Annotated in this window: 17 protein-coding genes and 1 tRNA gene; 8 read left to right on the top strand and 10 right to left on the bottom strand. The window is 60.8% G+C overall.

Translation table 11 applies throughout. The features are described 5' to 3' along the window. Window positions 1–6 precede the first annotated feature (6 nt). Genes WFJ47_RS10220 through WFJ47_RS10210 form a run of 3 tightly spaced genes read left to right on the top strand, consistent with a single transcriptional unit; the run spans window position 7 to window position 1,843 of the window. Window positions 7–591: a DedA family protein gene (locus WFJ47_RS10220; protein ID WP_199751559.1), complete on the top strand. Its 585-nt coding sequence runs from the start codon at window positions 7–9 to the stop codon at window positions 589–591. Next, the gene (locus WFJ47_RS10215) at window positions 588–1,538 is read left to right on the top strand and encodes an SDR family oxidoreductase (RefSeq protein ID WP_127099590.1); all 951 of its coding nucleotides are present in this window, start codon (window positions 588–590) and stop codon (window positions 1,536–1,538) included. Before WFJ47_RS10220 ends, WFJ47_RS10215 begins: the two co-directional genes overlap by 4 nt. Next, window positions 1,535–1,843, top strand: a complete 309-nt coding sequence (locus WFJ47_RS10210; RefSeq protein ID WP_336762782.1) for a hypothetical protein — start codon at window positions 1,535–1,537, stop codon at window positions 1,841–1,843. The genes WFJ47_RS10215 and WFJ47_RS10210 overlap by 4 nt, the downstream gene beginning before the upstream one ends. Before the next feature lie 259 nt (window positions 1,844–2,102). On the opposite strand, the gene speE is transcribed toward WFJ47_RS10210, so the two are convergent. The 4 genes from speE to fbaA all read right to left on the bottom strand — a co-directional run bounded on the left by speE (window position 2,103) and on the right by fbaA (window position 5,138). Next, entirely contained in the window at window positions 2,103–2,972 is an 870-nt protein-coding gene (gene speE / locus WFJ47_RS10205) for a polyamine aminopropyltransferase (protein ID WP_127099588.1), read from the bottom strand. A gap of 83 nt (window positions 2,973–3,055) precedes the next feature. Then, window positions 3,056–3,532, bottom strand: a complete 477-nt coding sequence (gene speD / locus WFJ47_RS10200) for an adenosylmethionine decarboxylase (protein WP_127099586.1) — start codon at window positions 3,530–3,532, stop codon at window positions 3,056–3,058. Window positions 3,533–3,705: 173 nt separating this feature from the next. After that, entirely contained in the window at window positions 3,706–4,023 is a 318-nt protein-coding gene (locus tag WFJ47_RS10195; protein ID WP_336762778.1) for a hypothetical protein, read from the bottom strand. Between the two features lie 5 nt (window positions 4,024–4,028). After that, window positions 4,029–5,138, bottom strand: coding sequence for a class II fructose-bisphosphate aldolase (gene fbaA, locus WFJ47_RS10190; protein ID WP_127099582.1), 1,110 nt, complete (start codon window positions 5,136–5,138; stop codon window positions 4,029–4,031). Window positions 5,139–5,394: 256 nt separating this feature from the next. Between fbaA and WFJ47_RS10185 the strand changes: the two genes are divergently transcribed. From WFJ47_RS10185 to WFJ47_RS10175, 3 genes are all read left to right on the top strand, one after another. Continuing rightward, on the top strand, window positions 5,395–6,084 hold the full coding sequence (locus WFJ47_RS10185) for a TetR/AcrR family transcriptional regulator (protein ID WP_233581829.1): 690 nt from the start codon (window positions 5,395–5,397) through the stop codon (window positions 6,082–6,084). 100 nt (window positions 6,085–6,184) lie between these two features. Beyond that, complete coding sequence (locus WFJ47_RS10180) at window positions 6,185–7,000, top strand: glutaminyl-peptide cyclotransferase (protein ID WP_336762774.1); 816 nt, start codon at window positions 6,185–6,187, stop codon at window positions 6,998–7,000. Window positions 7,001–7,193: 193 nt separating this feature from the next. Beyond that, window positions 7,194–7,970, top strand: coding sequence for an IclR family transcriptional regulator (locus tag WFJ47_RS10175; protein WP_336762772.1), 777 nt, complete (start codon window positions 7,194–7,196; stop codon window positions 7,968–7,970). Window positions 7,971–8,114: 144 nt separating this feature from the next. On the opposite strand, the gene WFJ47_RS10170 is transcribed toward WFJ47_RS10175, so the two are convergent. Continuing rightward, a complete protein-coding gene (locus tag WFJ47_RS10170; RefSeq protein WP_336762771.1) occupies window positions 8,115–8,423 on the bottom strand; it encodes a YggT family protein in 309 nt (102 codons plus the stop codon). Window positions 8,424–8,557: 134 nt separating this feature from the next. On the opposite strand from WFJ47_RS10170, the gene WFJ47_RS10165 reads away from it, so the two are divergent. Next, a tRNA-Ala gene (locus WFJ47_RS10165) sits at window positions 8,558–8,633 on the top strand. A gap of 54 nt (window positions 8,634–8,687) precedes the next feature. Here the strand turns inward: WFJ47_RS10165 and WFJ47_RS10160 are convergent. Further along, window positions 8,688–9,614 carry a retroviral-like aspartic protease family protein gene (locus WFJ47_RS10160; protein ID WP_336762770.1) on the bottom strand — a complete coding sequence of 309 codons (927 nt, stop codon included), beginning with the start codon at window positions 9,612–9,614 and terminating at the stop codon, window positions 8,688–8,690. A 2-nt stretch (window positions 9,615–9,616) separates the two neighbouring features. Beyond that, on the bottom strand, window positions 9,617–10,552 hold the full coding sequence (locus tag WFJ47_RS10155) for a tyrosine recombinase XerC (protein ID WP_336762768.1): 936 nt from the start codon (window positions 10,550–10,552) through the stop codon (window positions 9,617–9,619). A 56-nt stretch (window positions 10,553–10,608) separates the two neighbouring features. Here WFJ47_RS10155 and WFJ47_RS10150 point away from each other — a divergent pair, with 56 nt between their 5' ends. Then, the gene (locus tag WFJ47_RS10150) at window positions 10,609–12,843 is read left to right on the top strand and encodes a primosomal protein N' (RefSeq protein ID WP_336762766.1); all 2,235 of its coding nucleotides are present in this window, start codon (window positions 10,609–10,611) and stop codon (window positions 12,841–12,843) included. Between the two features lie 142 nt (window positions 12,844–12,985). Here WFJ47_RS10150 and WFJ47_RS10145 read toward each other — a convergent pair whose 3' ends face one another. From WFJ47_RS10145 to ykgO, 3 genes are all read right to left on the bottom strand, one after another. Continuing rightward, window positions 12,986–13,240 carry a hypothetical protein gene (locus WFJ47_RS10145; protein ID WP_336762764.1) on the bottom strand — a complete coding sequence of 85 codons (255 nt, stop codon included), beginning with the start codon at window positions 13,238–13,240 and terminating at the stop codon, window positions 12,986–12,988. A 70-nt stretch (window positions 13,241–13,310) separates the two neighbouring features. After that, window positions 13,311–13,973 (bottom strand): tetratricopeptide repeat protein, encoded by a 663-nt coding sequence (locus WFJ47_RS10140; protein WP_336762908.1) that lies wholly within the window; start codon window positions 13,971–13,973, stop codon window positions 13,311–13,313. Between the two features lie 40 nt (window positions 13,974–14,013). Further along, entirely contained in the window at window positions 14,014–14,139 is a 126-nt protein-coding gene (gene ykgO, locus WFJ47_RS10135; protein WP_025886195.1) for a type B 50S ribosomal protein L36, read from the bottom strand. Window positions 14,140–14,261: the final 122 nt, after the last annotated feature.

The following is a 14,261-nucleotide window of genomic DNA, read 5'->3' as shown; positions in this document are numbered from 1 at the left end:
GTTGTGATGCTCGAAAGCATGGGCCTGCCTCTGCCCGCCGAGAGCCTGATCATCGGTGCCGCGCTCTATGCAGCCACGACCCATCATCTCGAGATACGCTGGGTCGTCGTCGCAGCCGTGACCGGCGCCATCATGGGCGATAATTTCGGCTATCTGATCGGTCGCTCCATCGGGTTCAAGCTGCTGCAGAAACACGGTGGCAAGGTGGGGCTGACTCATGAGCGCCTGCTTCTGGGGCGCTATCTCTTCAAGCGTCATGGCGGGACAGTGGTCTTTGTCGGACGTTTCGTTGCCATCTTGCGCGTATTCGTGGCCCTGCTGGCCGGGGCGAACCACATGCCCTGGAAATCCTTCCTCTGGCATAATGCGCTCGGGGGCGTGGTCTGGGCGGGCGGCTATGCGGTGGCCACCTATTTCCTGGGCAAGGAGATTTTCAGCCTCTCGGGGCCTCTCGCCATAGGCATCGGCTCTCTGGTGGTGATTTTCCTCGGGGTATGCCTCTATTTTCTCAAGAAGAACGAGAAACGCCTGACCGACGAGGCCCTGAAGGAGGCCAAGTCCGAAGAGCACTCAGGGAAGAACAAGGCATGAGCGACATACGCTATCCTTCCTGCGCAGGTCGCACCGCCGTCGTCACGGGCGCAACCGGTGGGCTCGGTCTTGCCACGGCGCTCGGGCTGGCGCGTCATGGCGCCGAGGTGATCGTGACCGGTCGCAATGCTGAAAAAGGCCGTGAGGCTCTCGTCACCATAGAGCGCGCCGTTCCCCAGGCGCGGCTGCGCTTCGAGGGCCTCGATCTGGCCTCTCTCGCCTCGATTGCGCGCTTCACAGAGCGCATGGAAGGGCAGCCCATCCATATTCTGGTCAATAATGCCGGGGTCATGGCGCCTCCCCAGCGTCGCTCGACCCAGGATGGATTCGAGCTTCAGTTCGGCACCAACCATCTTGGTCACTTTGCCCTGACGGGGCGCCTCCTGCCTTCGCTCATCGCCGGGCAGGCGCATATTGTGACAGTGGCGTCTCTGGCGGCGTGGAAGGGTGAAATCCCGCTTGACGACCTGAATGCGACCGAAAGCTATAAACGCTTTGCTCGTTATCGGCAGAGCAAGCTTGCCAATCTGCTCTTCAGCCTTGAGCTGCACCGCCGTGCCCGTGCCGTGGACGCCCCTCTGCATGTGCGCGCTGCGCATCCCGGGTGGTCGACCAGCGCGATCATTACCAACAGCGCCGCGCTCGGTCTCTCGCAGTCATCTTTCAGCCGAGCCCTCTGCCTCGTTCAGGATCGCCTGGGGAATGGGTTATTCCGCCTGATGGGGCAGGACGTTGCCTCTGGTGCCGAGCCCCTGCTTCATGCGGCTCTGTCGCCTCAGGCTCAGGATGGCGGGTATTACGGTCCCCAGGGTTCGGGGGAACGGCGTGGCCCCCCTGGCCCGGCGATCCTCCCTCCGGTCGCCATGGGGCTTTCCCTCGCTCAAAACCTCTGGCAGGCTTCTGAAAACATGACCGGTGTACGGTTTGATTGGGAGACTCTCGCATGAGCATGACCCTCTCCGTTTTCAAGGAAAGCCTCGGAGACACCATTCCTCCTCAGGGCCTTTCTCCGGCCCTCCTCGCCCTCTGGTGGGCCGGCCGCGCCGATTGGGCCGCAGCCCATGAAATCGTTCAAAGCAATGAGCGTGATGCCGAATGCAACTGGGTCCATGCCTGGCTCCACCGCAAGGAAGGCGATCAGGATAACGCCCGGTACTGGTATCGCCGAGCCGGGCATGCCATGGGCCATGGCGATATCATGGAGGAGTGGCAGACCCTTGTGATTCGTCTGCTGAGTGGATCAGGGTACTAGGTCTTCGGGCACCCGCTCCTCACCCCGCCACAGGACAGTCGTCCTGTGGATAGCTGTTTGAGCCAAAGCTGGGATCGAAGGGGCCTGTCCCTTCGCGGGTGCAGGGCAGCGCCCTGCAGGATCGGCCTTATGCGGGGCTCTGCCCCACACCCCGCCAGAGGATGGTCGTCCTCTGGACACCTGTTTGGGTCAAGGTGGGGATCGGAAGGGGTAAGCCCCTGCGCAGGTCCAAGGCAGAGACCCGCAAGGATGAGTCGGATCAGCCCTGCGTGGGCAGGTTTTCGGCGATGTAAGGCGGCAGGTTGAAGCTGCCTACGTGAATTTCCGGCGTCCAGTAGCGGGTGGTGCCCAGAATACCGGCGGCCTCGGCGCGCGCGCGGACGTCGTCAACCGTCTGCTTCGTGGGGTTCACACCCTTTGCCGCAACGCCGAGCGTCATGAACCCACCGACATAGGTCGGAACGGCTGCGACGTAAGCAGATACATGCGGGAAGAAATTGGCACGGCGAGCACTGGTTTCACGCAGTTCATCCGCTTGCATGAAGGGCACGCCGCACTGGTTCACGATCAGTCCCTGAGCGGAGAGGATGCGCGCGCAATCCTTGTAGAACGCATCAGTGAAGAGCACCTCGCCCACGCCGATCGGATCGGTCGAGTCGACGATAATCACGTCGAAAGAGCCGTCTGCTGCCTTGGCGACATAGTCGATGCCGTCACCGACGATGACATCGGCGCGGGGGTCGTTCCAGGCGTCGCCTGCGATGTTGGGGAGATGCTGCTTGGAAAGCTCGATAACCGCGCCGTCGATCTCGACCATGACGGCCTTTTCAACGGTCTTGTGCTGGAGCACGCGGCGAAGCACGCCACCATCGCCTGCGCCGATGATCAGTACGCGCTTGGCGTCGGGATGGGTCAGGAGCGGGACATGCGTGAGCATTTCCTGATAGACGAATTCATCGCGCTCGGTGATCTGGATGACGCCATCGAGAACGAGCACGCGGCCGTGGAAGTCGCTTTCAAAGACGACGATGTCCTGAAAGTCGCTCTTGACGCGTGCGAGCTCACGCGTGACGCGAAAACGCTGGCCCCAATCGGGGTAGAGGGTTTCGTTGATCCAGGATTCAGACATGAGGCGGTCTCTCCCAATTTTATCAAAAAAAAGGCCGGGCAACGGGCCCGGCCTTGTCTGCTTTTGAGCGCAGCGTAACGCGCTCAGCCTGCAGGCGAGATCTTTTCACGACCACGGCGTACTTCGTCCGAGACGACGCGACCGGCCTGGAAAAGACGCTGCATGACCGGAATCGTCAGATTCGGGTCGCAGGCGCCGCACATGAACACGTCAACGGCGGCAAAATTGCGCTCGGGCCATGTGTGGATGGAAATGTGGCTTTCGGCCAGCACGATCACGCCCGACACACCGCCATTGGGCGTGAAGTGATGGAAGTGGCTGTGCAGGATTGTTGCCCCTGCGGTAACCGCCGCCTCGCAAAGCGTGGCGTCGATTGCTGCGGGATCGTCCAGATTCGTGGCGTCCCAGAAATCGATCAGCAGGTGATGACCGGCGAAGCGTTCACCATCACGCTCAATGAAATAATCCTTGCACACCTCTTCATGAGATGTGTTCGATGCGACAGTCTGGTTATCTCTCGGGAGTCCCGATACCATCCCCAGTTGAGCAAGTGCGTTCATCACGTACCTCTAAACCAGTAGACAGCCTGTTGGGCAACATGCCCCCTTGGGCCAAGGCCGCCCGATTAAAGGTCATGCCCCCCGGATGCAAGGACTTTCTGGCCGATTCATCGTATTTTCTTCATAACGTTACTAGGTGTCGGCCTGTGCCTGTATGCCTCTTCAGACGGGGATCAGGCCCGGACGGGCTGGATCACCCTGAAGGCCCCGATATAACGGGTGGCGTGCAAGAGGGGAGAGCAGGCAGCATCAAGGGCTGCGAGCGCATCGGGATGATCTTTCTGGAAGTCCAGCCACGCCTGATGCGAACGCCATTCATCGATGGCAATGTAGTCGCCATGCTTGTCGAGATCGGCGATCAGGCGTGTGCCGAGATAGGTGCGGACATTGCGGTAGAGCCGCACCCATGGGCCTTCCGGCCCATAGGTCGCTTCGAATATCTCGATCTGGCTCGGGACGACACTGAACGCCCGGACGATCTCGCAGGTCACGAATGTCACCCCTTCGAAGCAATCGATCTGCCTCTGGAGCCGAGGTCGGCGAACGCCTCCTCCATGCGATCGACGATGCTCTTCTCACCCACGCGCAGCCATTTGCGCGGGTCATAGAACTTCTTGTAGGGCGTGTCGGTCTCGGGATCGATCTGGTGCAGGAAGGCCTTGGGGTGTTCCAGCACGTACTGGCCCACGCCGTTGGCGAAGGCGAATTGCACATCCGTATCGATGTTCATCTTGAACACGCCATAGGATACGGCTGCCGTGATCTTGTCCTTTTCGGAGCCCGAGCCACCATGGAACACGAGGGCAAGAGGCTTGGGCCCGAGTCCCAGTTTCTCGGCCACGTGCTCCTGCGAGTGCAGCAGAATTTCCGGACGAAGCTGAACGTTTCCAGGCTTGTAGACGCCGTGCACGTTGCCGAAAGAGGCAGCGACAGTCACATGACCGAGCGGCGAAAGGCGGTTCCAGGCGGTCAGGACATCCTCGGGCTGGGTGTAGAGATGCGCATTGTCCTCGTGATCTTCGAGGTCGTGGCCGATCCCGTCTTCCTCGCCGCCGGTCACGCCGAGTTCGATCTCGAGGCTGATGCCGAGTTTGGCCATGCGGGGCAGCAAACGCGCGCATTCAGCCAGATTTTCCTCAAGCGGTTCAGCCGAAAGATCAAGCATGTGCGACGAGAAGAGCGGCGGACGGCCTGCCGCAACTTCTGCCTCGCTCAGTTCGAGCAGACCCTCGACCCAGGGCACGAGCTTGCGATCGGCATGATCGGTATGGAGGATGACGCAAACGCCATATTCCTTGGCGAGCAGATGCACATGACGGGCCATGGCGGCGGCACCGAGCACGCGGGCCCGGTGCTGGTCGGCCAGGCCTTCACCGGCATAAAAGCGCGCCCCGCCATTGGAGCACTGGATGATCACATCGGAATTGTTCTTGGCTGCGGCTTCAAGCACCGCATTGACGCTGTCTGTGCCGACAACATTGACGGCGGGAAGCGCGTAGCCGCCTTCCTTGCAGGCCTCGATCAGGGTGAGATAGTCATCACCTGTGACAACTCCCGGGGGCAGGGCTCGGCTGGGGCGCGACGCATTCGGGTTTGTAGGGGTCATAAGGATCTCATGTCTCTGATAACGGGTCGTCAAGGCCAATTTATCGCGATCCGCACCCGGAATGCCTAGACCTTTCATGGACACATTGAAGTCATTCTCGTTGCAGGACTGAAGGATTGGACTAGTTCGCCCAGATTACCCTTGCGCTGATCGACCGGTTCGGTCAGTTTCAGCCCGTTCCCGGTACAAGAGAGCGAGGCGATGAACCCGTCCAGAATGGTACGGGGCGGGATGTAGACAGCAATGGATGGGCCGCGTGAAAAAGAGCCAAGAAATCACCCTGAACGCTCCGGACGTGCCCGTTGACGAGGATATGCGTGAAGAGAGCGGCGCAAGCAACGCCAAGAGGCGTCAGATCCTCGACGGTGCCGAAGCGATCTTTCTGGAATCCGGATATGAAGGGGCCTCGATGTCCCAGATCGCCTGCCGGGCGAAGGTCTCGAAGGGCACGCTGTATAACCATTTCGAGAACAAGGCGGCCCTCTTCGGTGCGGTGATCGAAGATTTGAGCCGTGGCAAACTCGCACCGGCCATCTGTCAGAGCCACCTGACGGCCATTACGTGCGTCGAGGCGTTCACGCAGCTTGCCGAGCGCTTTATCAGTGTCCTGCTTCAGCCAGGCCCGTTGCGACTTTACCGTATCATCGTTTCCGAAGCGCCGCATTTTCCCGATCTCGCGGATACGTTCTGGCGCTTCGGCTTTGGCAGAACGCTGGACACCCTGACGAAATGGATCATGTTCTGGATCGAACGCGGCGCCATCGCTACCGATGACCCGACTTTTGCCGCCGAGCAATTCATGGCGCTCTGTCAGACGCGCTTGGTACAACGCAAGCGTTTCGAACTGCCGGTCGACTGCAGTGATGACCAGATACGCGTGGTCGCGGGGCGCGTGGGGCAGGCTTTCGTCGCGATCTATGGATGCGAGGCCAGAAAGGCGGACTGACGCATAAGCCGAGACCCATGCTCAAGATGATGCGATTGTGAGAAGCAGAAAAGACCGGCTATAGCAGGCGTATTCATCAGGGTAATTGGGTCGCCGCCTCATGTCTTTTCTTAGGTTGCGGGTACGCCCGCTCGTGGCATGTCTTGCCGCCCTTGCCTGTCTGGGTCCTCTGACGTCTGCCCGGGCAGATGCCGCCGTTGACAATGCCGTCGATCCCCCTGTGGAGCCCGCCGAGATACTGGCCGTTTTCCCGCATGATCCACAGGCATTCACTGAGGGGCTCTTTTACGAAGGCGGGTTCCTTTACGAGAGTACGGGGCTGATCGGGCACTCGGTGATCAGGAAAGTGGACCTGAGGACCGGCAAGGTGCTGGCTCAGGAGAGCCTACCCGAGGGATATTTCGGCGAGGGAATCACGTCCTGGCAGAACCGGCTCGTCAGCTTGACCTGGCGCGGGGGTGTCGGGTTCGTCTGGAGCTTTCCTGGCATCGTGATGCAAAGCAGATTCGAGTATCCCGGCGAGGGATGGGGCCTGACTCGTGACGCGCATTCGCTAATCATGTCCGACGGGTCAGCTTGTCTGAAGCATCTCGACCCCATTACATTTCATATCTTTTCCAGATTGTGTGTCACTGCGTCGGGTATACCGGTCAAACGACTGAATGAACTCGAATATATTCATGGTGAGATCTGGGCGAATATATGGATGACTCCCGAGATCGCACGGATCGATCCCGTAACGGGTAAAGTCAAATCATGGGTTGATCTGAGTGTTCTGGCAGAAAAGATCAATTCTCTCGACCCTGATGCGGTCGCGAATGGCATCGCCTATGACCGCGAGAATGATCGCCTCTTCGTTACCGGCAAATATTGGCAAAACCTGTACCAGATACGGATCATGGACCACAAGAAATAGTGATTTGCAAAATAAGAACTATACAGGTCTTGATTACATAGATGTGACCCAAAAATGCAAATAATGGTTTATCCGGGCGTGAATAACGCTATGAGATGCTTTTCGCATCCCTTGTGGAGCATTCTGAAACTCTGGATCGAACGAGAAGCCCTTTAGAAGTCCAAGGCACCGTTCAAGCGAAATGGAGCGGCACGTGGCATATTCGGATAAAGACTGGCCCCAGGGCACACAAACACTGGGGCGTGGCCTGTCCATCATTCTGGCTGTGCAGGCCGGGGTCGATACGCTTTCCGAACTGGCACTCGAGATCGGGTGTACACGCAGCACGATCCAGCGCCTGACGTCAGCCCTGCTCCAGCAAGGATGGCTCCGCCTGAAATCGATGGGGCGCTACGGTCTTGGGGAGAAGCTCATTTCTCTCACCTCTCAGGCGCAGAACGCCTCGCCTTTGCTTGGCCTTGCGGCACCGCTGCTTCAGAACCTCAATGATATCACGGGGCGGATGGTCCATCTTGGCATCCGCTCGGATAGCCATGTCATTTATCTGATGCGTCTGGAAGGCCGTAAACCGCTGAGCATTCGCACGCAGACAGGACAACATCTGCCGCTTGCCCGCACAGGTACGGGTCGGGCGCTCATTCTGGATGAGAGCGAGTCCGACTGGGCGCGGCTCTACAGGGCAAGCTACCGTCACATGCCCTCTGGCCTTGCGAGCTGGGTCAATCGCATGCGCGCCTATCGTGCGACAGATTGCGTCTTTGATCTCGAGGATGACGAGATCGGGATTCACTGCGTCGCAGCCCCTGTTCGGGATGCTTCTGGCCAGATCGTGGCCTCAATCAGCGTGACCGGGCGCGCAGGTGACATGCCGCTCCTGCGCATGAAAAGCCTGGCTCCGCAGGTACGCCAGACAGCGTCTATGCTCTCGGCGAAGCTGGGCTGGCATGAACTGAGCGATGTTGCGGACTAGCCGGGTCTTTCAGTTGGGCCAGGTCCGGATTGCGGTATTGACGGGGCCATAGGCACTCAGAAAGCCTGTGCAGGCCTGACCGTCAGGCGATGCAATGGCATCGCCCAGACAGGCGGCTCGACACCGCTCGTTTGGGCGCGTTGTTCAGAAGTTCGCGTGAAGCGATGCAATGAGCAGGCGGTTCAGTACCGGGACAAGCAGATATTGCAGTCCCAACAGAACGACGAGCGGGCTCAGATCCATGGCGCCGAACTGCGGCAGGATCGACCGTACAGGATTGAGGACGGGCTCGACGATCCGCCCCAGAAAGATGGCCACGTTATAGATGAAGCGATTGCTCGGATCGAGGATCCGGAAGCTCAGCAACATGCTCATCACGCAATACAGGATCAGCGCCCAGGTGAAGAGCTGGATCAGCATCAGAATGATGTTGTAGAGGGTGATGATCAGCAAGTCTCGTCTCTCAGCATGAAAACGGAGCGCTCCTTTTAGCGCCTGGGCGGGGGATCGCACAACTGAACCCGCATGGGTCCGGTGGGACATTCTTGACTTTGCGGTGTAACCGTGTAGCTTCCGAGCCGTTCCGTGGGGCTGTAGCTCAGATGGGAGAGCGCCTCGTTCGCAATGAGGAGGTCAGGGGTTCGATTCCCCTCAGCTCCACCACGGATCTCACTGAAATTTGGTCCAGGATCTGCCGGATGAAACATCGTTCCGGTGTCAGCGTACCCAGACCCGTCCGGCGCTGAACGAAACCCAGACCGTATGCTGGGCGAACCAGTCTGCTCCGAGAAGCATGTCAGCCCCGTCGCGCATGTCCGAGACCGTAAGGACGGGGTCCCTCCATACTGGATTGCCCGAGCCTGGCGCTCCTTCCTGAAGGTGCAGGGCACGAAAATGATGCCAGTGATACCAGCGCGCATTGAGATCGACCCCGCTGGTGACGCCCCCCTGATCCTTGCGCAAGATCTCGTCGGTAATTCCCATCAGATGGGCGAAGCGCCGCGACAGGATATGAGACCGCGCCCCACTATCGATCAGCGCTGTTCCTTCATGGCCATCCAGCACGAAGGATACCGTCAGTCGCGTGCCCTCACGCTGTGTCCGCAAGGTTGTGTACCCGCGGGGCCATGCAGGAGCGGGAGCGCAGCGACCATCGGAGGCGGAGGGTTGCCAAAGTGACAGGCGTTGCTGCTTCACATCGAACTCGACATCGAATTGACCAAGCAGATCCACACCCATAAGCCCTGCGACGGGCGGCGTCAGGGCGGGTACGCCTGGAAGCGCGCCTAGGGGAATGGAGCGCTGCCCGAAAGGAATCGTCCCTAGCGACAGAGCCCTTATGAGCATGTTCGGGGCGAGCTGTCCCCGTCCGTTCGGCCCCTGGATCATGGTGGCATGGGCCGGGTCTGGCGTCAGGCGCAAAGCGGCCGCCGCCTCTGGCGTGATCAGGCTGCCTTCGGAGCCGGTATCAAGTATGAACCGGGCCTGTCTGCCATCGAGAATGACCGGTGCATTCAGAAACAGCCCGTCATTATGGAATGGGATATCCGCTACGTGCTCAGGAGCGCAGGAGCCGGCTATCGCATGAGGGGCGGCCAGGCTCATGGCAAAGGCCACGAGGAGCGCGAGAGCAGGACGCAGCATTTTTATTTCCTTGCGCGTGGATGGGCCTGCCATACGGCAAGGAGATGGCGTTCATCGGCCAGGGTGTAGGCCTGGGTGGTTGAAAGGCTGGCATGGCCAAGGAGTTCCTGGATCGCGCGCAGATCGGCCCCGCCCTCCAGCAGATGCGTTGCAAAGGAATGGCGCAGCGCATGGGGCGTCGCGCTGGCATCCAGCCCGCTTTGTTCGCGCCAGACATGCATGACCCGGCGTGCCACTGCCGCCTGCAACCTCTTGCCGCGCAGCCCGACAAAGAGCGGTGAGTCCGGGGTCGGGCAGGGGTGCTGATTGCGCCACAGCATGAGCGTCTTGAGCACGTTGGGCAGGAGAGGCACGATCCGCTCCTTGCCGCCCTTGCCCGTCACGCGCAATCCCGCCTCGCCAGCGCGATCGCAATCGCGAATATCGAGAGCCAGAGCCTCGCCGATACGCAGACCGGCACCGTAGAGAAGAGTGAAGAGCGCTTCATCCCGCGCAGCGCAGAGCGGATGCTCGGCCAGAGACGCGATCTCGGCGGGAGCGCTGAGTGCCATGTCGCGGGAAAGCGGGCGTGGCAGGCGCTTGCGCACCTTCGGGGCCTTCATCTGGCGCAGAGCGCCCGCGCTCAGACCATGGCGCGTCGCCAGATAGTGGGAAAACGAGCGTAGCGCTGAAACGCGTCTTGCGCGTGATCGGGCCCGACCATCGGCCGTGCCCCGGCCATTTTCCGATCTGGCGGTGTCGAAAGCGAGCCAGGCCCGGAAATCGCTCGTTCGTAGTCTTGCGAAGGCATCGAGATCCGGCTCCTGCCCCAGATGCTCTGTCAGGAAGGCGAGAGCGCAGGCCACGTCATTGCGATAGGCAAGGACCGTGTTGGGGCGAGAGCGCTTTTCATGCGCCAGCCAGTCCAGCCAGTTTTCGAGATGGTCATGCATCAGCATGACGGCGGGCCTCGTCTCGTTTAAGAGGGCAGGACAAAAGGGGGCGCTTGGGCAGCATGACGGAACCGAGCTTACTGAAGCTGACGGCAGATGGCGAGAGAACGGTGCGCGTGAGTGTTCTGCTGCCTCTGCCCTTCGCCACGCCGCTCGACTACCTCGCCCCGGAAAACAGCGTCTCCCCCGGTGATCTCGTGAGCGTACCTCTGGGACGACGCGAGGAAACGGGCTGTGTCTGGGACATGGACAGTGACGTGCCTGCCGATTTTGCTCCGATCGAGGCGCGTTCTGTTCCCCTCTCACGGCTCAAACCCCTGCTGGGGCGGCTGGACATGCCCTCCCTGCCTCGCGACCTCAGACGCTTCATCGACTGGCTGGCGGCCTATACGCTCACGCCGCCGGGTCTGGTTCTGGCCATGGCCATTCGCGCGCGCCATACGCAGCCGACCAGGGTCCAGCTCGGCTGGGTCAGGGGCGGGGGCGATCCATCAGCGCTGCGCATGACCGAGGCGCGTCAGCGTGTGCTCGATGCAGTGGGAGAGGATGCCCTCTCCTCAGCCACGATCACCGAAAGAACCGGGGTTTCTGCCGGTGTGCTGCGTGGATTGGCCGCTGCCGGTCTCCTGCGCGAGGCGCCGCTTCTGGCGCCCCCACTTTTTGCCTTGCCCGATCCCATGTTTCATCCGCCCCGTCTTTCAGATGATCAGCAGGAAGCGGCTCTAGCCCTGACCGACAGCGTGCGGGCACGCGCGTTCAACGTGACCCTGCTCGAGGGTGTGACCGGTTCCGGCAAGACAGAGGTCTATTTCGAGGCCGTCGCGGCCTGTCTGGCAGAAGGCAGGCAATGTCTCGTGCTCCTGCCTGAAATCGCCCTCTCGACCCAATGGACGGATCGTTTTGCCCGGCGATTCGGCGTTCAGCCTGCGCTCTGGCATTCCGAACTGGGGGGAAAGAAAAGGCGCGAGACATGGCATGCCATCGCCCAGGGTCAGGCAGCGGTCGTGGTCGGAGCACGCTCAGCCCTGTTTCTGCCTTTCTCCGATCTGGGTCTGATCATCGTGGATGAGGAACATGAGAGCGCCTTCAAGCAGGAGGAAGGCGTGACCTATCACGGGCGCGACATGGCCATCGTGCGGGCGAGGCTCTCGAACGTGCCGGCCATTCTCGTTTCCGCGACGCCGAGTCTTGAGACCCTGACCAATGTCGAGAACGGGCGTTATCGTCACGTCGTGCTCCATGCCCGACACGGCAATGCCACTCTGCCGGATGTACGCCTGATCGACATGCGCCGTGCGCCACCGGAGCGTGGGCAGTTTCTGTCACCGGTCCTGGTGGACGCTATCCGCGCCAGTTTCGAGCGTGAGGAACAGGCCATGCTGTTTCTCAACCGGCGTGGCTACGCTCCCCTGACCTTGTGCCGCAGCTGCGGCCATCGCATGGAATGCCCCAATTGCTCGTCCTGGCTTGTCGAACATCGCGCACGTCAGATCCTGACCTGCCATCATTGTGGCCATGTCGAGGGACTACCTGAAACCTGCCCCTCCTGCGCGGCCGAATCCAGCCTCGTCGCAGTCGGTCCGGGTATTGAGCGTGTTCATGAGGAAGCCCGGCTGCATTTCCCCGAGGCCCGGATTCTGGTCATGGCCTCGGACACACTCGGCTCGCCTTCCGCCACGGCAGAGGCCGTGCGTCGTATCAGCGCGCGCGAGATTGATCTGGTCATTGGCACACAGATCGTTGCCAAGGGCTGGCACTTTCCGGACCTGACTCTCGTGGGGGTGGTCGACGCCGATCTCGGCCTGGGCGGTGGTGATTTGCGTGCCGCCGAGCGCACGGTGCAATTGCTGCATCAGGTAGCCGGTCGTGCAGGCCGTGCGGAAAAACCCGGTACAGTCCTGCTGCAAAGCTATCTCGGCGATCACCCGGTGATGAAAGCCCTCGTGTCGAACGATTATCTTGCCTTCATGGAGCAGGAATCGGCTCAGAGAAAACCCGGCTTCTGGCCGCCTTACGGACGTCTGGCGGCTCTGATCGTCAGTGCCGATTCCGCCGAAGCGGCAGATCGCGTGTCCGGCCTTCTCGGCGCGCGGGCGCCCGATCTGCCCGGTGTGCAGGTGCTTGGCCCTGCCCCAGCCCCACTGGCGATTCTGCGCGGGCGTCATCGTCGTCGGCTGTTATTGCGCACAAGGCGCAATGTGGCCGTTCAACCCATCATCCGGCAGTGGTTGGAGGGGGTGAAGCTTTCGACTCATGAGCGCATCGACATCGATATCGATCCGATCTCGTTTCTCTGAGGTATGACCTTCTGGTGGCCTCAAGGTGCGGGGCGCTGCCCCGACCCCCGGAAAGGGGCTTGCCCCTTTCATCCCGTCAACTGGTCTCCCGAAGGGAGATGGCCTTTTGACGGGGTTCGGGGCGGAGCTCCGAGGGGAGAACTCAGTTCGTCTTTTCTTCGCGCTTCGGCTTGATGGCCTTGATCACGAAGGTGACGATCGCAATCACGGCCAGCAGATGCTGAAGATGAGGGCGCAGTTTCTTGGGGCCGAACATGCTGAGGAAGGTCAGGCCGCCCATGATCGCTTCCTTGGTCTGCGGCTTGGCCGAGCAGCACATCTTGCTGAGACAGCACCCTTTTTTCGGGGCATCCGGGGCGGTCAGTTCAGTGACCTTGGCCTTGTTCTTCTTGAACATGATGTTCTCCTTTGACTTCGACATCTCATCAAACTGCGCAATCAAGGCAGAGTTGAGATCGTGACGCGCTTTAAATCGCGCGTCCATCCAGAGAAGCCTGCAGCGTCTTCACACGTTTGGCAGCGCCGCTGGCCAGAGGATCGACAACGAGCACTTGCTGAGCCGCCTGAAGGGCCGCACGCATGTTGTGACGCTCCTCCTCTATCTGCGACAGAAGCTGCCAGGAGAGGGGATCATCCGGATCCAGATGCAGGGCCACCCCCAGATCGCTGATGGCCCCCTCGAAATCGCCTGCAGCATAGCGCACACGGGCGCGACCACGACGGATGAACGCCTTGTCAGGCTGCAGCACCAGGGCGTTGTCGAGCGCGGCCTCTGCCTTGCGGTAGTCATGGGCCTTGAGGCTCGAATCGGCATTTTCAAGCAGGAGGCGTGTGCTGGCGGACAGGCCCTTCTGGCGCAGCGTCTCGACCTGACGCTCAAGAGCGCGTGCCTCGGCGGGTTTGGTGGCATTGCGCAAGGCCTTGCTGGCCTCGAGCAGCGGGTTGGGCTTTGACTTGGTCGGGGGTGCAACCTGGGGCGGTGTATGCGCCGGAGGCTGAGGCGTGGGCAGCGATGTCGTATGGGGCGGAGGGGCCGGGAAGGCTGGGAGGGGCGCCAGAACGACAAAAGCCGCGCTGCTGAAAAGCAGACACGGCTTGACGACGGCTCGCGAGCGGACCGTGAAACGCATCAAAACGGGGCTGAGGCTCCGTTTTGGCATCAACAGGGAATTAGCCCTGGCGAGCCTTCATGCGCGGGTTCTTCTTGTTGATGACATAGACGCGGCCACGACGGCGAACGACGCGGCAGTCCTTGTCGCGGATCTTGGCGGATTTGAGGCTGTTACGAATCTTCATGATAATTTGCTTCCCGGGCCATGCAAGACGAACGGGCGTCGCGCCCGTGAATGGTCGTCGGAATACTCATCGCCATGACGGGAGTCAACTCCAAGCTGCGCTTCCTGCCCCGGAAACCCTGA

Origin of the sequence: Asaia sp. VD9 (assembly GCF_037150015.1) — a bacterium.
In the GTDB taxonomy this organism is placed as follows: Bacteria; Pseudomonadota; Alphaproteobacteria; order Acetobacterales; family Acetobacteraceae; genus Asaia.
Note: the sequence above shows the minus strand (reverse complement) of the source record. Positions and strands in the feature narration are given on the sequence as shown.